Annotated in this window: 20 protein-coding genes; 5 read left to right on the forward strand and 15 right to left on the reverse strand. The window is 41.2% G+C overall.

Annotated elements, in window-relative coordinates; all coding sequences use genetic code 11:
• Positions 1–90: 90 nt before the first annotated feature.
• Complete coding sequence (gene rpoB, locus IGI68_RS04360; protein ID WP_071874596.1) at positions 91–3,675, reverse strand: DNA-directed RNA polymerase subunit beta; 3,585 nt, start codon at positions 3,673–3,675, stop codon at positions 91–93.
• Positions 3,676–4,026: 351 nt separating this feature from the next.
• Here rpoB and IGI68_RS04365 point away from each other — a divergent pair, with 351 nt between their 5' ends.
• A complete protein-coding gene (locus IGI68_RS04365) occupies positions 4,027–5,001 on the forward strand; it encodes a biotin--[acetyl-CoA-carboxylase] ligase (RefSeq protein WP_438730810.1) in 975 nt (324 codons plus the stop codon).
• Positions 5,002–5,084: 83 nt separating this feature from the next.
• Here IGI68_RS04365 and menA read toward each other — a convergent pair whose 3' ends face one another.
• The 3 genes from menA to pplA all read right to left on the reverse strand — a co-directional run bounded on the left by menA (position 5,085) and on the right by pplA (position 8,222).
• A complete protein-coding gene (gene menA, locus IGI68_RS04370; RefSeq protein ID WP_438730813.1) occupies positions 5,085–6,035 on the reverse strand; it encodes a 1,4-dihydroxy-2-naphthoate polyprenyltransferase in 951 nt (316 codons plus the stop codon).
• A gap of 21 nt (positions 6,036–6,056) precedes the next feature.
• Positions 6,057–7,145 carry an FAD:protein FMN transferase gene (locus tag IGI68_RS04375; protein ID WP_438730816.1) on the reverse strand — a complete coding sequence of 363 codons (1,089 nt, stop codon included), beginning with the start codon at positions 7,143–7,145 and terminating at the stop codon, positions 6,057–6,059.
• A 141-nt stretch (positions 7,146–7,286) separates the two neighbouring features.
• Complete coding sequence (gene pplA, locus IGI68_RS04380) at positions 7,287–8,222, reverse strand: extracellular electron transfer flavoprotein PplA (RefSeq protein WP_071874592.1); 936 nt, start codon at positions 8,220–8,222, stop codon at positions 7,287–7,289.
• Positions 8,223–8,480: 258 nt separating this feature from the next.
• Between pplA and IGI68_RS04385 the strand changes: the two genes are divergently transcribed.
• The 4 genes from IGI68_RS04385 to IGI68_RS04400 all read left to right on the forward strand — a co-directional run bounded on the left by IGI68_RS04385 (position 8,481) and on the right by IGI68_RS04400 (position 12,520).
• Entirely contained in the window at positions 8,481–10,391 is a 1,911-nt protein-coding gene (locus IGI68_RS04385) for an NAD(P)/FAD-dependent oxidoreductase (protein ID WP_071874591.1), read from the forward strand.
• Between the two features lie 135 nt (positions 10,392–10,526).
• Positions 10,527–10,943 (forward strand): NusG domain II-containing protein, encoded by a 417-nt coding sequence (locus IGI68_RS04390; RefSeq protein ID WP_071874590.1) that lies wholly within the window; start codon positions 10,527–10,529, stop codon positions 10,941–10,943.
• A gap of 11 nt (positions 10,944–10,954) precedes the next feature.
• A complete protein-coding gene (locus IGI68_RS04395; RefSeq protein ID WP_071874589.1) occupies positions 10,955–11,512 on the forward strand; it encodes a Gx transporter family protein in 558 nt (185 codons plus the stop codon).
• 21 nt (positions 11,513–11,533) lie between these two features.
• A complete protein-coding gene (locus IGI68_RS04400) occupies positions 11,534–12,520 on the forward strand; it encodes a polyprenyl synthetase family protein (protein ID WP_071874588.1) in 987 nt (328 codons plus the stop codon).
• A gap of 155 nt (positions 12,521–12,675) precedes the next feature.
• On the opposite strand, the gene gor is transcribed toward IGI68_RS04400, so the two are convergent.
• The 11 genes from gor to def all read right to left on the reverse strand — a co-directional run bounded on the left by gor (position 12,676) and on the right by def (position 26,256).
• Entirely contained in the window at positions 12,676–14,022 is a 1,347-nt protein-coding gene (gene gor, locus IGI68_RS04405; RefSeq protein ID WP_438730823.1) for a glutathione-disulfide reductase, read from the reverse strand.
• Between the two features lie 68 nt (positions 14,023–14,090).
• The gene (locus IGI68_RS04410; protein WP_438730826.1) at positions 14,091–14,555 is read right to left on the reverse strand and encodes a GNAT family N-acetyltransferase; all 465 of its coding nucleotides are present in this window, start codon (positions 14,553–14,555) and stop codon (positions 14,091–14,093) included.
• A 265-nt stretch (positions 14,556–14,820) separates the two neighbouring features.
• Positions 14,821–16,062: a peptidase U32 family protein gene (locus tag IGI68_RS04415; protein ID WP_071874585.1), complete on the reverse strand. Its 1,242-nt coding sequence runs from the start codon at positions 16,060–16,062 to the stop codon at positions 14,821–14,823.
• Between the two features lie 12 nt (positions 16,063–16,074).
• The gene (locus IGI68_RS04420; RefSeq protein WP_071874584.1) at positions 16,075–16,995 is read right to left on the reverse strand and encodes a peptidase U32 family protein; all 921 of its coding nucleotides are present in this window, start codon (positions 16,993–16,995) and stop codon (positions 16,075–16,077) included.
• A 406-nt stretch (positions 16,996–17,401) separates the two neighbouring features.
• The gene (locus IGI68_RS04425) at positions 17,402–19,900 is read right to left on the reverse strand and encodes an ATP-dependent Clp protease ATP-binding subunit (RefSeq protein ID WP_071874583.1); all 2,499 of its coding nucleotides are present in this window, start codon (positions 19,898–19,900) and stop codon (positions 17,402–17,404) included.
• Positions 19,901–19,905: 5 nt separating this feature from the next.
• Positions 19,906–20,376: a CtsR family transcriptional regulator gene (locus IGI68_RS04430; RefSeq protein WP_071874582.1), complete on the reverse strand. Its 471-nt coding sequence runs from the start codon at positions 20,374–20,376 to the stop codon at positions 19,906–19,908.
• Between the two features lie 143 nt (positions 20,377–20,519).
• A complete protein-coding gene (gene pknB, locus IGI68_RS04435) occupies positions 20,520–22,724 on the reverse strand; it encodes a Stk1 family PASTA domain-containing Ser/Thr kinase (RefSeq protein WP_438730831.1) in 2,205 nt (734 codons plus the stop codon).
• Positions 22,721–23,461 (reverse strand): Stp1/IreP family PP2C-type Ser/Thr phosphatase, encoded by a 741-nt coding sequence (locus tag IGI68_RS04440; protein WP_071874580.1) that lies wholly within the window; start codon positions 23,459–23,461, stop codon positions 22,721–22,723. The genes pknB and IGI68_RS04440 overlap by 4 nt, the downstream gene beginning before the upstream one ends.
• 15 nt (positions 23,462–23,476) lie before the next feature.
• Complete coding sequence (rsmB, locus tag IGI68_RS04445; protein WP_438730835.1) at positions 23,477–24,829, reverse strand: 16S rRNA (cytosine(967)-C(5))-methyltransferase RsmB; 1,353 nt, start codon at positions 24,827–24,829, stop codon at positions 23,477–23,479.
• Positions 24,819–25,772 carry a methionyl-tRNA formyltransferase gene (gene fmt, locus IGI68_RS04450; RefSeq protein WP_273230125.1) on the reverse strand — a complete coding sequence of 318 codons (954 nt, stop codon included), beginning with the start codon at positions 25,770–25,772 and terminating at the stop codon, positions 24,819–24,821. The genes rsmB and fmt overlap by 11 nt, the downstream gene beginning before the upstream one ends.
• Positions 25,765–26,256 (reverse strand): peptide deformylase, encoded by a 492-nt coding sequence (def, locus tag IGI68_RS04455; RefSeq protein ID WP_071874577.1) that lies wholly within the window; start codon positions 26,254–26,256, stop codon positions 25,765–25,767. The genes fmt and def overlap by 8 nt, the downstream gene beginning before the upstream one ends.
• Positions 26,257–26,263: the final 7 nt, after the last annotated feature.

Genomic DNA, 26,263 nt, shown 5'->3' on the forward strand with positions numbered 1-26,263 from the left:
TTTCATGGCTATTACCTCTAAGCAAATCAAGCATTCATCCAGGAAAAAGAGCAACACCTGTCACTCTTTTACTCTGGATTCATCTTGCCATTACTCAGTTTCTTTTTGCTCTGCTGCTTCTTTTTGTGCTTTTTCTTGTGCTTCACGAACTTGTTTTTGCTGTTCTGCAAATTTCGTCAAAGCATCAACTGTGATTAAATCATCATCTTCATCATCCATGTCACGAAGTTCAATCTCTTGATTATCGATATCTAAGACACGCATGTCTAAGCCGAGTGATTGTAATTCTTTCACCAATACGCGGAATGATTCTGGAACACCTGGTTTTGGAATTGGTTCGCCTTTGACAATCGCTTCATATGTTTTCACACGACCGACTACATCATCTGATTTGTACGTTAAGATTTCTTGTAACGTATAAGCTGCACCGTAAGCTTCAAGTGCCCAAACTTCCATCTCACCAAAACGTTGTCCACCAAATTGCGCTTTTCCTCCAAGTGGTTGTTGCGTTACAAGTGAGTATGGTCCAATCGAACGAGCATGTAATTTATCATCAACCATGTGGGCTAATTTAATCATGTACATCACGCCGACCGAAATGCGACCATCAAATGGTTCGCCTGTGCGTCCATCATAAAGCACTGTTTTTGCATCGCTCGCAAGTCCTGCTTCACGAACCGTTGCCCAAACATCTTCATCCGTTGCCCCATCAAAAACAGGTGTTGCAATGTGAATGCCTAATGAACGTGCTGCCATTCCAAGGTGTAATTCTAATACTTGTCCGATGTTCATCCGAGAAGGTACCCCTAATGGGTTTAACATGATATCAACAGGAGTGCCGTCTGGTAAATAAGGCATGTCTTCTTCTGGCATAATGCGAGAAACAACCCCTTTATTTCCGTGACGTCCCGCCATCTTGTCTCCTTCTTTGATTTTACGTTTTTGAACAATATAAACGCGAACGAGCATATTAACGCCTGGTTTTAATTCATCGCCGGCTTCACGCGTAAAGATTTTCACGTCATGAACAATACCGCCGCCGCCATGTGGAACACGAAGAGAAGTATCACGAACTTCACGGGCTTTTTCACCAAAAATAGCATGTAATAAACGTTCCTCAGCAGATAATTCTGTTACCCCTTTAGGTGTAACTTTCCCTACTAATAAATCGCCATCTTTAACTTCTGCACCAATTCGGATAATACCCATTTCATCAAGATTTTTCAATGCGTCTTCTCCGACGTTTGGAATCTCTCTTGTAATTTCTTCTGGGCCTAATTTCGTATCACGTGCTTCTGATTCATATTCTTCAATATGAACGGAAGTATAAACATCATCTTTTACGAGACGACGACTCATAATAATCGCATCTTCGTAGTTGTATCCTTCCCATGTCATGAATGCCACAAGCGTGTTTTGGCCTAATGCCATTTCACCGGCTTCCATTGATGGTCCGTCAGCTAAGATATCGCCTTTTTCAACAACTTCTCCTAACGAAACTAATGGACGTTGGTTATAACTTGTTCCAGAGTTCGAACGACGGAATTTCGTAATCGAGTAATGATCTAATGTTCCATTATCACGACGAACGCGAATTTCGGCAGCATCGACATACTCCACAATGCCATCCGCTTTACAAATTAACGCGGCTCCCGAGTCATGTGCAGATTTATATTCCATTCCTGTTCCAATCCATGGTGCTTTTGGATTGATTAATGGCACTGCTTGACGTTGCATGTTGGCACCCATTAAGGCACGGTTGGAGTCATCGTTTTCTAAGAACGGAATACATGCCGTCGCCACCGCAACTACTTGCTTAGGAGAAACGTCCATGTAATCGACTTTATCAATCGAAACTTCTAAGTTTTCACTCGTTAAACGAGCCATTACAACATCTTCAGCAAAGGTTCCATCTTCGTTTAACAAGCTGTTCGCTTGGGCAACGACATAATGATCCTCTGTATCTGCTGTTAAGTAATCAATCGTGGTTGTCACGCGACCAGTCGCACGATCAACGCGACGATAAGGTGTTTCAATAAAACCGTAACGGTTCACTTTCGCATAAGAAGCCAAGCTATTGATTAATCCAATATTTGGTCCCTCAGGTGTTTCGATTGGACACATCCGACCATAGTGGGAATAGTGAACGTCTCGAACTTCATATCCCGCACGATCTCGTGTTAATCCACCAGGTCCTAAGGCAGATAGACGACGTTTATGCGTCAACTCACCTAACGGGTTTGTTTGGTCCATGAACTGAGATAATTGAGAAGAACCGAAGAATTCTTTAATACTTGCCACAACGGGACGAATATTAATTAATTGTTGCGGTGTTAACGTTTCGGTATCTTGAATAGACATTCTTTCACGAACCACACGTTCCATACGCGACAAACCAATACGGAATTGATTTTGTAATAATTCACCGACTGAACGAATTCGACGGTTTCCTAAATGGTCGATATCATCAACATTGCCGATTCCTTCCATTAAGTTGAAGAAATAGCTCATTGATGCAATGATATCCGCTGGACGAACTGTGCGAACGTCATCAGTTGGATAAGCATTTCCAATTACCGTCACTTCACGTTCAGGATCTCTTGGTGAAAAGACTTTAATCACTTGAACCGTCATCGGATCGGTTACAACGGCATCTTCACTTGGATAATACGTCACAGAGTTAAGACCATTATCAATGGCTGGTGCCAACGTATCCATCACTTGATGAGACAAGACCGTTCCTTTTTCCGCTAAAATTTCGCCGGTTTCAGGATCAACTAATGTTTCAGCTAATGTTAAATTCAATAAACGTGTTTTCAAATCTAATTTTTTATTGACTTTGTAACGACCAACTGCCGCTAAATCATAACGACGTGGATCAAAGAAACGAGCCGTTAATAAGTTACGTGAACTATCGGCTGTTTTAGGCTCCCCAGGACGAAGACGTTCATAAACATCTTTTAGCCCTTCTTCAGTCCGTGAGTCGCTGGCATTTTTATGTAAATCTTTTTCGATTGTATTACGTAATGATTCGCTGTCACCAAAGATTTCAAAAATCTCATCATCCGAGCCAAATCCTAAAGCACGAACTAGAACAGTCAATGGAATTTTACGTGTACGGTCAATTCGAACATAAGAAATATCTTTCGCGTCAACTTCCATTTCTAACCATGCGCCACGGTTAGGAATCACTGTTGAAGCAAAGCCTTCTTTTCCATTTTTATCTGTTTTCCCATGGAAATAAACCCCAGGCGAACGGACTAACTGAGAAACAATAACACGTTCTGCTCCGTTAATAATGAATGTTCCTTGTTCCGTCATTAATGGAAAATCACCAAAGAAGACTTCTTGGGATTTTAATTCGCCAGTTTCACGGTTCATCAAACGTAACACAACATGTAACGGTGCGGAATAGTTGGCATCATGTGCACGGGCTTCTTCTACTGTATACTTGGGTGTCTTTAACTCATAATCTACAAATTCTAACGATAAATTGCCATTAAAATCATCAATTGGTAAAATGTCTTCAAACATTTCTCTTAACCCTTCATCTAAAAACCATTGATAAGAGTCTGTTTGAATCTCAATTAAGTTTGGTAATTCCAATACTTCACTGATTCTTGCGAAACTTCTACGTTCGCGGTGCTTTCCGTACTTTACTACGTGTCCAGCCAAGCTCTTCACCCCTCTAAAAAATCTTTCAAAATTTCTATCCGATTTATTACATTTTCGTTACATATATTAAATAAATGTAACAACGAACATTTTTAGCGGCTTTTAAGCAAAAAAAAACCAAAAATAGCAAACCTTCAGCTGAAGAGACTACTTTTGTTCCTTATTTCCTTGCCGAAACGGACAATATTTCGTTTCTGCTCGTTTTTTTAGATAGTTTTTGCAACTCCTTATTATACACAAAAGAAATACATCCGTCAACTCTTTTTTGCATTATTTTCCTTGTTTCCCTTGGATAAATCTTCTATACTGAAGGTGACGATTACCGATCTCGATATAGAAAGGACGATTTCTTTGAAACATACAAAAGAAAAAGTACTCCATTTACTAAAACAGTCAACAGCTATTTTATCTGGCGAAACATTAGCGAAAGAATTAGGCGTTTCGCGGACAGCGATTTGGAAAGCCATTCGCGAGCTCGATCGCTTAGGGTATCAAATTGAACATTTAGCCAATGGGTACCGCTATCTTTCATCCAATGTCTTAGAACCAGAAGAAATCGCGTTTCGCTATTTAAAAGAAGAAAATATTTATATTCATGCTTCCGTCGATTCCACGATGAATGTTGCAAAACTTGCGACGATGAACCCTGCGCCGATTGTGACCCCTGCATTATTTGTTTCGGAAATCCAAACCCAAGGACGCGGTCGATTCGGTCGGGATTTCTTCGCGCCAAAAGGACAAATTTATATGACTTTACTGTTGCGTCCCAATCAAACATTTGAGGAATTACCGCAATATACGTTATTAGCCGCAGTTGCCGTTGCTTCAGCGATTGATGAGTTAACAGGCAAACATTCAAGCATTAAATGGGTCAACGATTTATTTCTAGGGGAGAAAAAAGTCGGCGGCATTTTATCCGAAGCCATGAGCGACTTTGAAACTGGACAAATTTCTTACGTCGCGATTGGGATCGGTTTGAACTATGCGATTCCTTCCGCTGATTTTCCGGATGAATTACAAGCAAAAGCCACCTCGCTCTTTTCGGATGAAGCGCCAAAAGTAACCCGTAATGAAATCATCCGTAAAATTTGGACTCATTTTTTTGAGCTCATTGATGGATTACCCGACACTTCTTATTTAGATTATTACCGCCAAAAATCTTTCGTTCTCGGTCGTCAAGTAACCTTTACCCAGCAAGGACGTGAATACGTTGGTCGAGCAGTCGGTATCTCCGACAAAGGCGAATTAATCGTCGATACGGCTCAAGGGCAAAAGATTTTATCTTCGGGAGAAATTAGTTTAAGTCGTATAGAAGCGCCTCAGTAAGCCAGTACAAAGAAAAAGCGGCACTTCATCCAAAAAATGAAGTGCCGCTTTTTGACACAAAAAATACCGATTTTTCGTGTTGTTTATTTCCCAATCAATAACGTTAATAGTAGACTCACTAAGTAGGCACTATTAAACAAAATCAAATTTTTAATCCCATAGCCAAAACTTCGCGGGTGAGGTAAACTCGCGCGATGTTCTTTTAGATGTTGATAAATTTTAGGGAGTGTCGCAAAAACAAAGAGAATCGGCCACTGGAAAATCCCTAGTAGTAACCCGAGTAACAAAGCCGCATAAGAAGCGTACATCAACGCTTGGAATAACATGATTCCCCACTCACGACCAATATAATAGACTAACGTATAGCGATGATTTTTAATGTCATCTTCTAAATCCCTTAAATTATTCGCGAGCATTAAATCAGCAATCGTAAAGACTAAGGGTAACGACGCTAAAATCATCGCGAGCGTTCCCCAAAGATTACCTGTTAAGGCAAAGAGACCTGCTTGAAAATCGATTGTTAAATAAAAGACTCTTTGCAGTGGCGTATTAATATAGACCGTAATCGCAAAAATACCTAAGCCCATTGTAATGCCACTAAAAATCTCTCCTAAAGGCATCCGCGATAAGGGAATCGGGCCAAACGTATAAAAAATTCCAATGAAACAAACCAATCCACCCATTATGAGAAGTAACCAACCTGTTTGATAGCTTAAGATCAGACCAATCACTAAAGTTAAAAAGAGCATCCCTAAGATGAGTTGTCCGACTTTTTTTTCGGATAAGCCTTCGCGACCAATCACATTTTTTTCACGTTTATACGTTTCTGATTTCGCTTTTTTGTAATCCATCAAGTTGTTAATCGCCGTCGTCGTCATATCAAAAATCAACATGCCGGCAAAGAATAACAGCGTGTTGACCGCGTTCCATTCCTTAAAGTACGTCAACGAAAAGGCTACGCCAATAAAAAATGGAAAGATACTGGCAATTTTTGTTTTAATTTCAACTAATTCTAAAAAAACTTTTACATTCATGTGTCCGCTCCAACTCGTCTTTTATTCTGCCATCCGATAATCCGATTCGGCGCTCAACTCAAACGTATCTTTGATGCCGGAAGTCACGTAGACTTCTCCGTCGCGACTAATAAAGATCGCATCGGTTCCTTCTGGAGTGTTTTCCTCAACAAATGCTAAGCCTTCTTCAATTCCTTTGGCAAAAACTAGCGTTGTTAAGGCATCGCCATCAATCGAATGATCGGTGATAATCGACACACTCGCAACATCATTTTCAATCGGATAACCCGTTTGAGTATCAAAAATATGATGATATTTGACACCATCAAGTTCCAAATAGCGCTCATAAACCCCTGAGGTCACCACAGTTTTATCCGTTTCTTCAATCATTCCAATGATGCTACCACGCGCATCGTTGGGATCTTGTATTCCGATCTTCCAAGGTTGATCCACGCCGCGATTACTATGTCCGAGAACTAAAATATTCCCTCCGAGGTCAATAATCGCAGACGTCACACCCTCATTACGCAAAACCGTTGCGACTTCATCTGCAATATACCCTTTCGCAATGGCTCCGAGATCGATAATCATCCCTTTTTCTTCGAGATAAACGGTTTCGTTTTCATCATCAAGTTGGACTTTCTGATAGTCTAATGTCGTCAGCGCTTGCTGAATCTCTTCATCACTCGGTTTTCTCGCATCGTCAAAGCCAATGCGCCAGAGTTGCGTAATCCCACCAATCACTAGATTAAAGGCTCCTTCTGATTCCACACTATATTCCTTCGCTCGTTTCACCAGTTGATAAATTTCAGGAGACACTTTCACCGGTTGAATGCCTGCATTTTCATTGATTTCATCAATCTCCGAATCCGGTTCATTAATCGTGATTTTATCACCTAACTCTTTCATTCGTTCAAAAGCTGGCGTCATCGCTGCTTCTTTGCCTTCGTCGTATACCCGAATTCGAGTATAGGTTCCTAGTAAAAATTGTTCTTGGACATAGGGTTCTTTTCGCAACCCTGGGGCGGTCGTGGACGTTTCACTTGTTTGACTTTCCTGTTGACTCCCACATGCAACCATCAAGGGAATCATGAAAAGAAGGGTAAGAATTCCGACTACTTTTTTGTTCATACACACACCTTCTCGCTTTCTAATTCTATTTTGTTTATCATAACTTCTTTTTTCGCAATTGAAAAGCAGTTCTTTCATCAAAAAAAAGCAAGAGGGCTAAATCTAGCCTTACTCTTGCTTTTTTACTTTGTAATCAACGTCTTATTGTGTTGGGTTGTCAACTGTAATTGTTTCAGTGTTGCCATTTTGTGCAGCATTGATTAATTGTTCTGCATAGATAACGAAAGTATTAAAGCTAGAAGTTGCGCCTGTTACGACATCGATGTCTGATGGCACGCCTTCTTCAGTCGCCATTTTCTCAACTAAACGTTTGTTTAATTCTGGAATGAATGTTTCCGGTGCAATTCCTGCTTTTTCTAACATCATTGCATTGTAGTCGGCGTCGTCAACTTTTGATTCGCCTGCTTCGTTGATGTTATCATAGTTAGATTCTGCTACTTTGCCATCTTTCACAACGATTGAGAAGACGACACGGTAACCATTGCTATAGTTCTTTTCTTCTAATGTATACGTACCATCTTGTAATTCGCTGCCGTTATTTACTTTAATGACTTCTGTGTTGCCGGCTTGTGCAGCTTGAATTAATTGTTGTGCGTAGTTTTGGAATGAATGGAATGAGTGAGTCGCACCTGAAACCACTTCAACACCTGTTGCTGATTGTGCTTTTACTAATGCTTCGTTAAATGCTGGAATAAATTCTTCTGGTGAAATACCCGCTTTTTCTAACATCATCGCATTGTATTCTGCGTTTTCAACTTTTGATTCGCCCGCTTCATTGATATTGTCATATTTTGATTCTACAATTTTGCCATCTTTTACGACAATTGAGAAAACGACACGATAATCATTGCTATAGTTTGTTTCTTCTAATGTATAAGTACCGTCTTGTAATGTCACAGCAGGTGCTGCCGCTTCTTCTTCTGTTTCTGCTGCTGTACTTGATGATTCTACTACTTCAGATGATGCTGCTGCACTTGACGATGATTCTGCTGTATTGCTATCTGGTGAGCAAGCACTCAATACTAATGTTGTAAAAGTTAATGCTGCGAATCCTACTAATAATTTTTTTGCTTTCATTTCAGTATCCACCTTTTTTTCAACTTGTTTTCTTTCACAAATAAGTTTGTGATTCAATTAACATTTTAGCGTATTTTTGACAGATGTCAATCCTTTCTAGTAAGAAAATTTAAAATAAAGGAGCATTCACAAAAATAAATATTCCAGATTTTTTGTGAAATTGTTAAACTTTCCTTAGACAAATCAACGTTTCCCATGTATAATAAAACAGATTGTGCATTCATATACTATTTTATTTCTATTAAGGAGAGATTTACAATGGCTACAAAAAATATTGTCGTTGTCGGTGCTGGGTATTCTGGTGTTTCTGCTACGAAATTCCTAGCAAAAAAATTAAAAAAAGACAACGATGTTCAAATCACACTCATTGATCGTCACTCTTATCACACGATGATGACCGAACTTCACGAAGTCGCTGGTGGACGCGTTGAACCTGAAGCGATTCAATACGACTTACAACGTTTGTTTGCTCGTCAAAAAAATGTTCAATTAGTCACAGATACTGTAACTGGGATTGATAAAGAAAACAAAATCGTTACGACGAAACTCGGTTCTTATGCCTTTGACTACCTGATTTTAGGAATGGGTGGCGAACCAAATGACTTTGGTACACCTGGCGTTAAAGAACACGGCTTTACCCTATGGTCATTTGAAGATTCTGTTCGTATTCGCGAACATATCTTAACAACCGTTGCAAAAGCTGCCATTGAGCCAGATGCTGCTGTCCGTCGTGCGATGCTCACATTTGTTGTTTGTGGTTCTGGATTTACTGGAATCGAAATGATCGGTGAACTCGTTGACTGGAAAGCACGCCTTGCAAAAGAATACAAATTAGATCCAAGCGAGTTTAGCTTAAAAGTAGTGGAAGCAATGCCTACCATCTTAAACATGTTAGGTCGTAATGACGCTGCCAAAGCGGAACGCTATTTGAAAGAACAAAACGTGGAACTCGTGTTAAATGCGCCAATTATTGAAGTGGCAGCAGACCACATTAAACTAAAAGATGGTTCAATGGTTCCAACACACACTTTAATTTGGACAGCCGGCGTTAAAGGAACAACCGATGCAGCTGATTTTGGTCTAGAAGCAGCTCGTGGCAATCGTCTTGTGGCCAATGAGTACATGGAAGCAAAAGGTTACGAGGAAAATAATATCTACATCATCGGTGACTTAGTCTTTTATGAAGAGTTTCCGAATACACCAACTCCTCAAATCGTTCAAGCAGCTGAACAAACAGGTCACACCGCAGCTGCCAATATCGTCGCCGATATTAAAGGTGGCGAAAAACATAAATTCAAAGGAAATTACCAAGGGTTTATGGTTTCTATCGGCGCTAAATGGGGCGTAGCAAACTTATTCAACAAGATTCACTTAAGTGGCTTCTTAGCAATCGTAATGAAGCACATTGTTAACTTAAAATACTTCTTTGATATTCGTTCTGGTTATTATATGTTCCAATACATGATGCATGAATTCTTCCACATTAAAGATGATCGTAATGTGACTCGTGGACATTCTTCTCGTTACGGAAATGTTCTTTGGAGCGTACCACTACGTGTCTTCTATGGTTTAGTTTGGTTTATTGAAGCCGCTAAAAAAATTGTCGGCGAAGGTTCATGGCTGAAACCAGGTACTTGGTTTGGTGAAGGTTCTTGGTTTACTGGTAACAGTGTTTTCCCTTGGACTTGGGACTATGTGGATGCTGCAAGTGCTGCGAGCGATGCGACAAGTGCTGCAAGTGGTGCAGGTGAAACGGTTGAAGCCGCTGCGAAATTTGGCTTAAGTTATGCTTATGGCGAAACACCAATGGCCGTCTTAGACAGTGCCCCTGAGTGGTTCTCAAATATCATGAAAATTATGATGCCAAATATGGAAGTTGCGATGTTCTTCCAAAAAATGATGGTATTCGTGGAAATCGGTATTGCTCTAGCATTAATGGCTGGATTATTTACTTGGTTAATGAGTGCAACAACGATTGCTTTAGTTGTAACCTTCTGTTTATCAGGGATGTTCTTCTGGGTTAATATCTGGTTCATTCCAGTTGCCTTTGCACTGATGAATGGTTCTGGTCGTGCGGTTGGTTTAGACCGTTGGGTAATCCCTTGGTTACAAAAAACACTTGGTAAATGGTGGTATGGTACCCCTAAATCAATGTACGGTCAAAAATAAATATTTGAAATGATCTTTTAGGAGACGTGACAACCACAACTGTCGCGTCTCCTTTTCTGATGAAATTTCTGAAAAAAAGTATTTGCTCGGGTGAATATGTTAAAATAGAAAAAAATAGAAAAGGAGGCCACGTCTTTGCGTTTAAAAGAATTTATGAAATCGAGCCGTTTAAAACCATTTGATGGCATCATCATTGTTTTATTAATCGCATCTTCTTTCTTACCCCTTATTATTTTTGGGTGGAATCAATTACCTGAAAATGCGGTAAAACAAGCGGTATTACGAGTGGATGGGAAAGAAATTGAAACGTTTGAACTCGTAGAAGGGAAAAAGGGAACAACCTACTTATACGAAGATCCAGATGGTGATACGAATTTGATTGAAATTGACGGTGATCGCATTCGCATCAAAGAGGCCTCTTGTGGTGATCAAATCTGTGTGCGTCGAGGCTGGGCGAGTAAAAACGGGGAAACGATTGTTTGTTTGCCTCATAAACTAGTCATCGAAATTATCGCAGTAGATGGGAGTGAAACGGACGATTTAGTTTATTAATCGTCTAACATATGAATCATTTACGTAAAATTATTTTTATTTCACTACTCGTCGCACAAGGAGTCGTCATCGGGCTAATTGAAAATATGATTCCCTATCCTTTCGCGTTTGCCCCTGGTGCAAAATTAGGATTAGCGAATTTGATTACAATTATTGCGCTCTTTACGATGCCTAAAAAAGACAGTTTTCTCTTAATTTGTTTGCGGTTAATCCTAACCACACTTTTAGGCGGGACCGTTTCGACCTTCCTATATAGCTTTTCAGGATCGATGCTCAGTTATGCCAGTATGTTAGTAGTCAAAAAATTAGGACCCAAACGAGTGAGTATTATCGGAATTAGCGCCACAGGTGGCTTTATGCACAATGTTGGGCAACTCGTCACTGCCTCGTGGATTGCGCAGTCTTGGACAGTTCTTTTATATTTACCCGTTCTCTCTTTCTTTGGTATCTTATCGGGACTTGCGATCGGAGTCGCCGCCAATCACTTGTTGCAGCGCGTTAGTACGTTAAAACAATTCCAACTTGCGTACGAAGAAGAGACGCAAGTAAAATGGTCTGAACACAATTAACAAATAGTCAGGAGGCACTTCATGACACTTCATCCAATGTGGGAAAAGTTTCCCGAATTACAACACGACTTACAAAAAACGGTCCAACTGATGGAAGAGATTCTCCATCTTAAAAACAAGCAGGTCGAAGCGGCGATTTTAGAAATGATTCATTCTGGTGGAAAACTACTACGTCCGGCGTATCAGATTCTCTTCGCCCAATTCGGTCCAGAAAAAGAACCCGAAAAAATCATCGCCTTAGCCGCCGCCATTGAGCTTTTACATACGGCAACACTCATCCACGATGACATTGTCGATCAAGCGGATTTACGTCGCAATACCCCAACGATTCGTTCACAATTTGGCAACAGTACCGCCGTTTATGCAGGCGATTATTTATTCGTTTCGTGTTTTAAATTAATGGCGGATTATGCGACTTCAATGAAAAGCTTACAAATGAATTCACGGAGTATGGAAAAAATTTTGGCCGGTGAATTAGGACAAATGGATAAACATTATTATACAGAGGTCTCAATCGAGGAGTATTTAGAAAATATTTCGGGTAAAACAGCCGAACTCTTCGCGCTCAGTTGTTCGATTGGCGCATTAGAGAGTGGGAGTTCCCAACTCTTTGCTAAAAAAGCCGCTGAGATAGGGCATCATATTGGGATGGCTTTTCAAATGTTAGATGATATTTTAGATTATTCTCAAGCGAGCCAAAAACTTGGCAAACCGGTTTTAGAAGATGTTCGTCAGGGGATCTACTCTTTGCCGTTACTTTACGCACTTAAAGAAAATCCCGAAGATATCAAACCGATTTTAGCTAAAAAAGCTGCGATGACCAAAGAAGAGGCTCAAACCATTTTTACCCTCGTCCATGAAACAAATGGTCTACAAAACGCCCAAGTACTTGCTGAAGAGTATACCGAAAAGGCCCTCAAAGAGATTGCAAAATTACCGAATCGTCCTACTGGCGTCAAAGAGACTTTACTTGAGATTACCAAGATGATTTTACATCGCGAAAATTAAAGAGCCGTAGCATCACGTTCGGTTATATTTTATGATAGATTAAAAAAGAGGTGCGACAAAAGGTATTTTGCTCTTTTGTCGCCCGACCATCAATCAAATGTTTATAAAAAAGAAGGGAGCTGTGACAAAAGTCACAGCTCCCTTCTTTTTCTTTTTTAACGCATTGTCACAAATTCTTCTGAACCAGTCGGATGAATCGCGACCGTATTATCAAAGTCTGCTTTCGTAGCGCCCATCTTGATTGCCACCGCAAATCCTTGTAACATTTCATCGACACCACGGCCAATACCGTGAAGTCCAATAATTTTTTCTTCTTTTCCTAAACACACGAGTTTCATTTTACATTTTTGTCGATAGTCATCCAGCGCAAAATACATTGGCGTAAATTCTGACGTGTAAATTTTCACTTGCTCTTTGCCGTATTTCTCAATCGCTTCTTGTTCACTTAAGCCAATGGTCGCAATTGGTGGATGCGTGAAAACAACAGTTGGCACCAAATCGTAGTCTAAAAATAACTCACTTTGGCCATTAAAGAGTCGTTCAGCTAACCGACGACCGGCAGCAATCGCCACAGGTGTTAAATCAATTTTTCCAATCACATCACCCACCGCATAAATGCCCGGTTCCGTGGTATTTTGAAATTTATCCACAACGACGACGCCTTCTGGGGATAAGTCGACATCTGTTTTTTCTAACCCAATGTTATCCACATTTGGCGTACGCCCACCAGCAAAGAATACGTAATCGCCCGTTAAACTTTCGCCATTTTCAAAATGAACCGTATACGTTTCGTCAGCTTTTTCAATTGACGCTGGTACATATTGCGCATACGTTTGAATGCCATCTTGTTGATACAACTCAACCAGATGATTCGAAAGCATTTCATCAAAGTGTCGTAGTGGACGATCATGACGATAAGCCCACGAAACATCACTTCCTAAGCCATGCATGACTCCCGCAATTTCGGCTGCGATATAGCCGCCACCAATCACAATTGGATTTTTGGGTAGTGTCGTTAATTCAAAAAATTGATCGGAATTTTGCGCATATTCTCCACCTGGAACTTCCAAACGACACGGCCGTCCACCCGTAGCAATCAAGATATGCGTTCCCTGGAATTGTTCGCCGTTCACGGTCACCGTTTGGTTATCCACAAACTGTGCATAACCTTTTATCGTCTCAACCCCATTACCAGCTAGGCCTCGACTATACGCACCATGCAATACTCGAATATATTCTTCTCGGTTATCCACAAGCTTTTTAAAATCGACAGTTATCCCCTGTGGAGAAATACCATAGCCGTTCGCGTCTCTTTTCATACTTTCGAGTAAATCACTTGCTTGCCACATGACTTTTTTGGGCACACAGCCCACATTCACACATGTTCCTCCAAATTCATTGCCTTCAATTAATAAAACTTTTGCACCATGCATTGCTGCCCGATTAGCAGAGCCAATACCTCCGCTACCGCCACCAATTACAATATAATCGTATTTTTTCAAAAGTGTCGTCTCCTAATCTTCATATTTTATTTCTTAACGCTAACACGCCACTATTTCTCTGTCAAACGTTACAAACTTTTCGTTAAAATCAAACGATCTTTTACAACAAGACCATTCTCCATTAACACTTCGTCATAACACTTTAAATAGTAATCTTGCTCAACCGATGTTACGCGAAAACCGTTTTTTTGATAGAGATATAATGGACCAAAGCTTGTTGTCGCAGTGGCAACTTCCATCCTTCGATAACCTAGTCTTTTCCCATAGGCCAACGCCTGTTGAATCAGTTGACTCCCAATTCCTTGATTTTGTTCCGATGGACGAACCGATAGATTCACAATCTCTCCGCGTTCAGCAGAGGAGGTTGTCGCCAAAAGAAGTAACCCGACCAATTCTCCCTCTCGGCGCGCTTCTAGAAAGGCGCTTTTTTCTAAATAGGTTGCAATGATTCGCTGAGAAGGATCGGCTGCTAAGAGCAACTCCCAATCTTCTGGTAATCCTTCTGGTCGCCAGTTAAATATCAGATTTTTCATCTTAAACTCCTTATCAAATCATTATTCTAATCTATCAGACGTGACGGTTGCCGCTATCGTGACTAAATACCATCCTTCTAAACCATTCACCTAGTAGTCATTGCCTAAAAAATAGGCGCTCAAAAGAGGACTACTCTTTGATATAATAGCAAAGAAATTCTGATTAAATCAAATTTTAAAAAAATCGAGCAAGCCTGTTCAATTCCATTAATAATGGTAACTAAAAAGAGTGATAACGTTTGATCGTTATCACTCTTTAAAATGGTTATTTTCTTTTGCGAATCATATCGCCTGGTGAAACTTTTTCAATCACAGGCATCGTAAGAATCATCATGGCATTTGGCGCACGATCAATCGATTCCCCTTCTTCGTTATACATCACGTCTACCTTTTGTTCAAAGTGATGGAAGCCAGGACCATAAAATTCAATCTCATCGCCCACTTCAAAGGCATTTCGTTGACGAATAGTTGCCGTTTGACTCGCTTCATCATAGGCTAAGACTTCACCGATAAATTTATACTCGGGAATTTTGCGACGCGCTCCAAAAAGTTGTTCTTCTTCTGTTGGAATATTGTAATAAAAACCGGTTGCCAGTTCCCGTTGAGCGACTTTCCATAACTCATCAATCCATTCTTGTTTGCAGACATAGTTTTCAGGATCGGCCATATAACTATCAACCGCTGCTTTATACACATTGGAAACCGTTGAAACGTAATGAATTGACTTCATGCGTCCCTCGATTTTAAACGAATCGACGCCATTTTGAATTAAATCAGGGATATGCTCAATCATCGACATGTCGACAGCACTCATCGAAAAGTCTTCTGAAACGGCACCATTTTTCGTCAGGCTACGACGCTCTTCACCAAAAGGTAAATCGTATAAATCATATTTCCAGCGACACGACTGCGAACAGCCACCACGATTGGCATCACGCATCGCCATGTGATTCGATAATGTACAACGACCCGAATAGGAAATACACATCGCCCCATGAATAAAGGCTTCAATTTCAACGTCGGTATTACGACGGATTTCTGCCACTTCTTCCATTGAAACTTCTCGTCCTAGGACAATGCGTTCCAATCCTTCTTCTTTCCAGAATTCTAATGTTTCAAAATTGGTTGCGGAGGCTTGCGTTGATAAATGAACTGGTAACCCAGGGGCTTCTGTTAAACAAATCTCAATTAACGCGGGATCTGAAACAATCACCGCTGAAATCCCCACATCACGTAATTCACGGAAAAATTCGCCCGCACCTTCTTGGTTTCCTTCATGAGTGACCATATTAGCTGCTACATAAACTTTCGCCTGATGTTCCTTCGCAAAAGCCACGCCTTCAGCCATTTGTTCGTATGTAAAATTCCCCGCACGGCTTCTTAAGCCATACGCATTGCCGCCAATATATACCGCATCTGCGCCATAATGAATCGCGACTTTTAATTTTTCTAACGTCCCAGCAGGAGCTAGAATTTCTGGACGTTTTAATGGTTGTTTCTTCGTCATTGAATGCTCTCCTTACTTAATTTTAGTTGGGTCGATGTAATAAAAGCCCGTATCCAGTCCGCGATTTTTAGGATGATGCATCGCAACTTGTTGATTCAGCTCTTGAGCTAGTGCTTGCGTCCACCGTCCTTCTTCAATAAGGTGACGCGCTTGATCAAACAATTGCACAATCGCCACAAAGGATTCGCCCGGTGTTAACACGCCGTCCAACTTCCACGTTTGATACCCTGTATCGACTAACGTTTTTAATTCCATCATGAGATTTAAATCATTATTGGCATAAATATGCGTACCGTGTGTATCTTCAAAAATAGCGTAGTGTGTCTCCTCTTTTTTCGGTTCTGAAAGTAAGAGTCCATCTTCTCTTGTTTTACCGGCTGCTTGTTTCGTAAAGTTATAGTAATTTTGTAATAACGGCCGCTTCGAATGATGAATACATGTACCACCATAGACTAAAACTTCCGTTGGGATCGTTAGTTGTGGTGCCATGACACGCATTTCTTCATACGGCACTTCTCGAGCAAGAATCGCCCCAACGGCTCCTTTTTTCGCCCAAAAATTAATTTGACGCGCGCTCGTCACTAATGTTTCGCCCGCGTAGACATACGGAATTTGTAAGGCATGATTTTTTTTCATGACAAAAATGGTCCCAGGTTCTCCTACCGTAATTTTATCGACACCGATTTCTTTTAAAAAGCCTAAATATTCGGGAATCTGCTTCATTTGTTCAGGATGCATTAAGCCATTCACCGCTACCATTGCTTGTTTTCCCGCTTGATGTGCTAATTCGACGAGGTGTCGCTGTTCTTCTCTTGTAAAGGAATGGGGTAAACGTAATGCAAACGTTTCTTCCCCAAAATAAATCGTATCGACCATCGGAAGAAGTGCTTCCGCTTGCGCCATTGATTCTACTGTTGTAATTATTTCAATCATTTCCTTGTCCCCTCCTTGCAACGAACCTATCGTATCACAAGGTTTCACGCTTTCCAAGAACTTTTGTTGCTTTTTTCACTAATTTTTCACATAGTTTGTGATTCAATCGATAATGAAATGAATGTTCCAACGCCTATAATACGCATTTTATCATTCGAATATGATCTTTATCCCTATTTTTGTGATTTAAAATACGATTCTTTTGACTATTTTGTACACTATTTTCAATAAAAGAGACCATCCTTTTAAAAAACGCAAAAAAGCTACGACAACCGTCACAGCCTTTTTGCGTTACATATGTATTTACTTGCTCGATAGGTGATAAAAAGATTGTAAAACTTATAGTGTGGATGAGTGTTCGAATCATTCTCCGAGCAAAAACGACTTCGATACACTCCTTAGTCCTTTAAACTTTTTGCAACGTTCCTTTTGGTTTTTGCTCGCGAACATTTAATGTCACGACACCTTTCGAAGCGCCAATCGTAACGGAATCTCCTAAGTGGATTTGCCCCATTAATAACGCCTCACTCAAACGATCCTCTACTTCTTTTTGTAAAGCTCGACGAATCGGTCGCGCGCCATATTCTGGATCAAAGCCTGCTTTTCCAATCACATCAAGAGCCGCAGGTGTGATTTTCAATTGAATCTCTTGCGCTGCTAAACGTTTGATGATCGAACGACTCATAATTTTCACGATTTCATGGATTTCATCTTTTTCGAGCGAACGGAACACGATGGTTTCATCAATTCGATTTAAGAATTCAGGGCGATAGGCCTTCTTCAGTTCTTCTAAAATCCGTTTTTGCATCGCTTTGTAGTCTTTTGAAGCATCGACGACATTAAAGCCAACATTCTTTTCTTCCCGTAATTGTGTTGCGCCAATATTTGACGTCATAATTAAAATCGTATTACGAAAATCGACTTTCCGACCTTTGGCATCAGTTAAGTAGCCGTCATCTAAGACTTGCAATAAGATATTAAAGATGTCAGGATGCGCTTTTTCTACTTCATCCAGCAAAATAACCGAGTATGGTTTTGAACGAACTTTTTCGGTTAATTGTCCTCCTTCTTCATAGCCGACATACCCTGGAGGAGATCCGATTAAACGACTCGTACTATATTTTTCCATAAATTCTGACATATCAACCCGAATTAAGGAATCTTCGCTCCCAAACATCGCTTCAGCGAGTGCTTTTGCGAGTTCGGTCTTCCCAACACCTGTTGGACCTAAAAACATAAAGGAGCCGATTGGGCGATTGGGATCTTTCAATCCACTCCGCGCTCGACGAATCGCACGCGCAATCGCTTTAACCGCTTCATCTTGTCCGACAACCCTTTGGTGTAAGACTTCTTCTAAGACAAGTAAACGCTCCGATTCTTTTTTCTCCATTTGTCGAAGAGGGACGCCTGTCCACTGAGAAACAACGGTCGCAACATCTTCTTCGGTCACTGTGTCGCTATACCCTTCGCTTGCTTTCATTTCTTTAAAAGTCGCTTCAGCGAGTTCTTGCGCGAGTTCTTTTTCGCGCAAACGAATTTCCGCAGCTGCTTCAAAGTTTTGCTGGCGAATGGCTTGTTCTTTTTCTTCAGCTAACGCTAATAACCTTTCTTGAATACGAACAGTATCCGCGAGTTCATCCGCTTTATCTAAACGAACTTTCGCAGCCGCTTCGTCCATTAAATCAATCGCTTTATCGGGTAATTGTCGTGAATTGATGTAGCGCACAGATAATTGGACCGCTGCGCGTATCGCTTCATCTAAAATTTCTACCCCATGATGTTCTTCGTATCGTGGACGTAACCCTTTTAAGATGGCTTCGGCTTCTTCTGGATTTGGTTGATCAATTTGCACACGAGCAAAACGACGTTCCAAAGCAGAATCTTTTTCAATGTATTTTTGATATTCGTCTAGTGTGGTCGCTCCAATGGTTTGCAGTTCTCCACGAGCTAATGCTGGTTTTAAAATATTGGCCGCATCAATTGCCCCTTCTGCACCACCGGCTCCGATTAACGTATGCAGTTCATCAATGAAAAGAATGACTTGACCGTCACGATAAATTTCATCAATAATTTTTTTCATCCGATCTTCAAACTCGCCACGGTATTTTGTCCCCGCAACTAATCCACCCATGTCTAACATCATTAATCGTTTTTGTTGCATGTCACGTGGGACTTCACCATCAATGATTTTTTGAGCGAGACCTTCTACAATCGCTGTTTTACCGACACCAGGTTCTCCTACGAGTACCGGATTATTTTTCGTACGACGACTTAAGATTTGAATCAAGCGTTTGACCTCGTTACTACGTCCCACGACTGGATCCAGGCGTTTTTCACGGGCTAATTTCGTTAAATCACGAGCCAATGAGTCGAGTACCGGCGTTCCTTCATTTTGTGCTGGATTTTGACGCGCTTTTTGTGGTTGGCGGCGCGCCATATTCCCTGCTTGACCTCTCGATTCATTAAGACCCATTTTCTTTTTCAAAAGTTGACGCATTTTCGCTAAGCTGAAGCCTAAATTTAATAAAATACGTGCCGATAAGATTTCTTCATCGCGTAACATGCCGAGTAATAAATGTTCTGTCCCAATTTGCCCTACACCTAAGCGCTTGGCTTCATCCCCTGCATAAGCAAAAATTTGGCGTGCTCGTGGCGAATAAGGTAAAAAGCTGCCAACTGGGTATTCTTTTACGATACCATATCCCGTAATGTGTTCGATCTCTTCTCGAATGTCATTTTCTGTCACATTCATTTCCCGTAACGTTTTGCCAGCGATGCCATCTTGTTCAATGACCAACGCAAGTAATAAGTGTTCTGATCCAACTGCCTGATGTTTAAAATATTTGGCTTCTTCCTGAGCAATCGCTAAGACTGCTTTTGCTCGAGGGGTAAATAATTCATCCATGACATTCACTCCTTTTCTTCATAACTCAATCGTTCTAAGACGCTGTGTAAAATTGCCGAGCGAATGGCATGCTCGTCTTCGGAACAACCTAAGACCGCTTTACTCACAATTGTTAACAACAGATTCCCTTCTCGTTTTGTCAATAATTCTTCTTCATATAATTTATGGATAATTCCTTGAGCATCTCTTTCTTCTAGTTCCTTATCAAATAGTTGATTCACTTGCGAGAGAAATTGATGACGGTTTGAGATATTCACTTTTTCAATGCGAATATAGCCCCCACCTCCGCGCTTACTTTCAACAGTATAGCCTCTTTGAATCGTAAAACGTGTATTAATCACATAATTTATTTGTGAAGGGACACATTTAAACAAATCAGCCATTTCGGTTCGTCTGATTTCAATCATTGAATGTTCTTCAAGAATTTTCTTTAAATAGGCTTCAATAATATCAGATGTATTTCGTGGATTCTTCATTCGTACCCTCCTTGACTAATATTGACCTTCATTATACTGAATTTTTCCTCACTTGAAAAGGAGAAGGGGTTAACCCACGAGAAAAAAGCTTGATATCCCAAACGAATCCTTGGCATATCAAGCTTTTAAATGTTATAGATTTTCTAAAAAGGGACTTGCAAGGTCGTAGCACCGTTCACGACTTGACTAATTTCTTCACCGTCATCGCGTTGAACATAGATGGTTGCGGACTCCCCTTCTAAAACCGTGACTGCGATTGCTAAATTTTGGGAACTATTACTTGAATTCAAAGAGATTTGAGACACTTGTCGTCTTGTCCCATTTTCATCCGTTAACAGTACTGTCACCATTTGTTCTGGCGTGCCATTTGGATTAAAAGTCGCTTGGACATTTACTGTAAAGTTTTTCGTGACCGCTTCACTTTCTTGGGATTCTTGTGGTTTTTTCCCTTTTGAGACCGTAACGTTTACACGTGTCCCTTTGGATACTTCTTCACCAACACCCGGTTGTACCGCAATAATCCGATCTTTTTCAACGGTATCATCATACTCTTCCGTTGGTACAGCTTCTAATCCTTCATCTGCTAATAATTTTTTCGCCGCTTCCAACGTTTGGTTAATCACGTCAGGAACCTTCACTAACTCTTCCCCTTTACTAATCGTTAGGGTAATCGTCGTTTTACCAGGAATCGCGTCTTCTCCCACACTTGGGTCTTGCGCCATGACGGTTCCTTGAGCAAAGTCACTACTATAAGCTTCTTCAAATTCAATTGGATTACTCCCCAAACCAAGCGTCTCCAAGTTCTCCCGAGCACTTTCGCGCGTATTCCCTGTTAAATCAACCATTCGGACAGGTTCTTTTCCTTTACTAACAGTGAACTCTACTTCGCTTTCTTGCGGATTGACTTCTGTGCCCGACTCCGGTGTTTGTTCAATAATTTCACCTTCTGGCACGCTGTCATCATAGGCTTCAACAGCAGTAATATTTCGATCCACAAAATCTAAATTCCGTAGCTCACGTTTTGCATCAATCAATCGCACGCCAGTAAAATCAGGCATTTTAATCATATTTTCCCCGCTACTTAGATACAAAATGACTTCTTTGTCTTTTTTGACTTGGGCATTTTTCGCGGGATTTGTTTTGACGACTAAACCTTTGTCGATCTCTTCACTCACGATTTCTTTCACGTCGTCCGCTACGACTAAGCCAGCCGCTTCCAATTGCGCGCGCGCTTCATCCTCGGTCAATTCCGTGACATCAGGAACCGTTACTTGTTGGCCACGGCCACTGAAAACCATGATCGCACCCACGCTCAAAACAAGGGCTACCATAACGAGCAACCAAATCCACCATTTTTTCTTCTTTTTCTTCGGCGCTTCCGCGACTTCCGGTTCAGGTTCAACCGCTGGCGTTGGCATGTCTTTAAACGCTTTTGGCATCGGTGTTTCTGCCGTAATCGGCGTAATAATAATCGTTTCACCTGCTGCTAAAGCATTTCCTTCCCAGCGCGGTTCATTTAATCGGTCTGTTGACAAAACAGTATCTAAGTCGTGACGCATTTCATCCGCACTTTGGTAACGATCCGCCGTTTCTTTCGCTGTCGCTCTCAAAACGACATTTTCTAATGATTGTGGCAGATTTTGATCATACAAGCGCAAGGAAGGCACTTCTTCTTGGAAATGTTTCAGCGCAATCGTTACCGCCGATTCGCCATCAAATGGCACTTTCCCCGTTAACATTTCGTACAAAATAATCCCTAAAGCATAAATATCGGACTGATTCGTTGCCATACTCCCTCTTGCTTGCTCAGGTGATAAATAATGGACCGAACCAAGCATCGAATTTGTTTGTGTAATCGATGTTTCGGATAATGCAATCGCAATCCCAAAGTCGGCAATTTTGACCGTCCCGTTTTCATCCATTAAAATATTTTGCGGTTTTAAATCGCGATGAATAATTCGGTGATGATGCGCTAAATCAATCGCTGATAAAATTTGTTGCATGATATCAACGACGGTGCGATAAGGAATTGGATATTGCGTTTGAATGTAGCGTTTTAGATCCATCCCTTTGACATATTCCATCACGAGATACTGCATGCCATCTTCTTCGCCAACGTCATACACCGACACGATGTTCGGATGAACCAGCTCAGTGGCTGCAAGGGCTTCTCTTTGAAAACGACGAATCGCCGTTTGATCATTTTGGAAGTCAAAACGGAGCACTTTAACCGCAACTTCTCGATCAAGAATTAAATCCTTCGCAAGAAAAACATTTGCCATACCGCCACTACCAATTGTGCCTAGAATCAAATAGCGACCATTTAATTTTTTACCTAGTTCAATCATTGACTTTCCCCCCCTACATCAATTAATAACACGGTAATATTGTCTAAACCACCCTTTGCATTGGCTTCCTCAATTAATCGTTGACTGGCATCTTGCAATGAGGCTGCTTCCAGTAAGATTTGGGCAATTTTTGGTTCCGAAACCATATTCGTTAACCCATCTGAACATAATAACAATTGATCGTGATCTTCAATTTTATGAATCGCCACATCTACCTCTAAGCTCCCTGGCATTCCCAGTGAGCGGGTAATAATATTTTTTCTTGGATGGTTTTCTGCCATTTCTTGGGTAATTTCACCCGATTTTAAGAGTGCGTTCACTAGCGAATGATCTTCCGTTAACGCAATCAAGCGTTGCTCTCTAAATAAATAAATCCGGCTATCGCCCACATGCGCTAAGGCGAGGTGATTGTCTAAAAGGGTCACAACTTCTAGTGTTGTCCCCATCCCACTTAAGGTTGGTTGGGATTGACCTTTTTCAAAAATCCTCTGATTGGCTTGTTGAATGTGTTGCAGAAACCACTGGACCGCTTTTTCACTATCATCAATCGTGGTGGCTTCCCAAGCAATACCGATTTCTTCAACCGCTTGGCGACTCGCGATATCGCCTGCTTGATGCCCCCCCATGCCGTCTGCTAATAAAGCGAGGAGTTGATTTTTTTGATTCGTGAAAGTTGCCGTATAGTCCTGATTACTCTTTCTTCTTTTGCCTATATCACTTTGGAAATATACTTCCATTCTTTTTTCACCTCGTCACTTTTTGCGTAAACAACTAATAAAAAAACCATCTGTTAAAAATGTTTGGGGATAGAGTGTGAGCATCTCATCTGTCAGACTATTTGCCAGGACTGGCGAGACAGCTAGTGGCACTAATTCGAATTCCGGATGATGACTTAAAAACTGCGACACCACCATTTGGTTTTCTTCAGGAATAATCGTACAAGTACTATAAACTAATAAGCCACCCGCTTTTAAAGTTGGGGCAACACTTTCCAAAATCGCCATTTGGATCAGCGGTAATTGGGTAAAATCACTTGGTTTTTTACTATATTTAATATCTGGTTTACGGCGCATTAAGCCGAGTCCTGAACAAGGAGCATCCACCAAAATACGATCGAAGGTCTCTGGCGCAAACGTTTGATTTACTAAGCGTGCATCCAGTACTTTTGTTTCTACCACATCCGCCACATGCAATCGTTGGGCGTTTTCTTCTACCAATCGCACTTTATGCGCATGAATGTCTAGAGCCGTCACTTTTCCACCTTGTTCTGCCTTTAAAAAGGTCGCCATGTGAGTCGTTTTACCACCTGGTGCGGCACACGCGTCCAGTACCTGGTGATGAGCTTCGATTTGAAGCGTTGGCGCAACGAGCATCGAACTCTCATCTTGAATGGTCAATTGGCCTTCTGCAAACAAGCGACTGCCCGCTAAAAATCCTTTTTTGCCGATAATGCCATACGGACTGATTTGACTTTCTTCCACTTCAAATCCTTCGAGCGTAAGCGTCTCGATTGCTGCTTCACGACTCAAGAGATTGGTGTTGACGCGACCGCTTAAATGGCTTGCTTCAAATAATGAAAGACCAAATGCCCGTGTCTGTTCAAATCCGATTTGATGAACAAATTTCTCAACCAGCCACTGTGGCATACTGATTTCAATACTTAATCGCTCAATCGGGTTTTCGATTTGACTTAACGCTGGAACACCTTGACGTTGGACGTTACGCAAAACACCATTCACAAATTTACTTATTCCTATATTACCACGAGTTTTCGCAATTTCCACTGCTTCGTTCAAAATGGCATGACTTGGAACTTTATCAAGATATAGGAGTTGATAAAGTGACAAGCGCAATAGATTTTGGACCCAACCATCCACTTTTTTTGCTTGCTTAGTAAACGGCATTAAATAATAATCTAAGAGCAGTTGACGGGCAATCGTGCCATAAACGAGCTCGGTTAATAATCGGCCATCTTTTTCATTTAACCGTCCCTGATTCATTAATTCCCGTAAGAGAAGATTTGAATAGGCCCCGCCTTTTGTCACCCTTTCTAAGGCTTCTAAAGCGACATAACGGACCGTTCTTTTGGTTTGTTTATTCGTCATCTTGTCCCACCTTTTGCATGACTGCAACTTTTTGGCCGCTACCATTTAAAAATTCAGCGATCCCTAACAACCCTTTGCCAGCTGGTTGTAACGTTTCAATCGATAAAACCGTTCCGTCACCGCAAGCAATTTTCAACGTTTTTTTATCGCGCTCAATGATCGTTCCCGGAGCGTGCGTCGTCGTTTCTTCTAGCGGCGTCACCGCTAAAATTTTCCAACGGTCCCCTTGATACGTCGTATACGCAATCGGCCACGGACGCATACCGCGAACTTGACAATCAATCATTTCCGCTGTCTGCTGCCAATCAATCACTTCTTGTTCTCGTGTAATATTTGGTGAGAAAGTGGCTAACTGTTCCTCTTGCGGAACTGGTTGTAATTCTCCGCTAAGAATTTTCGGTAAGGTTTCTAGTAATAAATCCCGCCCTAAAAGACTTAATTTATCAAACATTATACCCACATCATCTTTTTTCGTAATGGGTAATGATTTTTGCGCATAAATGCCACCTGCATCCATCTTCTTAATCATTTCCATGATGGTGACACCTGTTTCTTTTTCTCCTGCCATAATGGCAAAATGAACCGGTGCGCCTCCGCGATATTTTGGCAATAAGGAAGCATGAACATTAATCGCGCCTTTTTTAGGTGCTTTTAACAGAGCTTCGGGTAAAAATTGACCAAACGCTGCCGTCACAATGATATCCGCTTCTAACGCCATGATCTCAGCCATTTCGGGTGAACCACTAATTTTTTCAGGTTGAAAAACTGGCAGCCCCAAACGAATCGCGGCTTCCTTCACGGGTGTCGGTGTAATGACCCGCTTACGACCTACAGGACGATCGGGTTGGGTCACAACGGCTACCACGTCATACGCTTGTGCCACAAGGGCTTCTAAAATCGGGACTGAAAATTGAGGGGTTCCCATAAAAATTAGTTTAGTCATCGAGATGTTCCTCCATATATTTTTCTAAATCTTCTTCTGCAATTGGTTCAATCATCTGATCGATAAATAATTTCCCTTGTAAGTGATCGATTTCATGTTGAAAGGCGCGTGCTAAATAGCCATACGCTTCGACTTCCATTTCGTCACCTTCTCGGTCGTAATAGCGAACGACAAGCTCATCAGCTCGTTTGACGGTCCCATAAGTATGCGGGATACTCAGACAACCTTCCACGTCAATGCTCTCACCTTTCGCAGAAATAATTTCAGGATTAATCAGTTCAAATAGATCGCCTTCATCGACTTCTACTAGTGCAACTTGGATATTTTTGCCAACTTGAGGGGCGGCGATGCCAATCCCATCATGAGCAATCATTGTTTCATGGAGATCATCCAGTAAAGCGAGTAATTCATCGGTGATTTCCGTTACACGCTTGGAAGGTTTTCGTAATTTATCGTTAGGGTGAATAATAATTGGATAACGCATCAGCAGG

Origin of the sequence: Enterococcus sp. DIV1314a (genome assembly GCF_051713805.1) — a bacterium.
GTDB lineage: Bacteria > Bacillota > Bacilli > Lactobacillales > Enterococcaceae > Enterococcus_I > Enterococcus_I aquimarinus.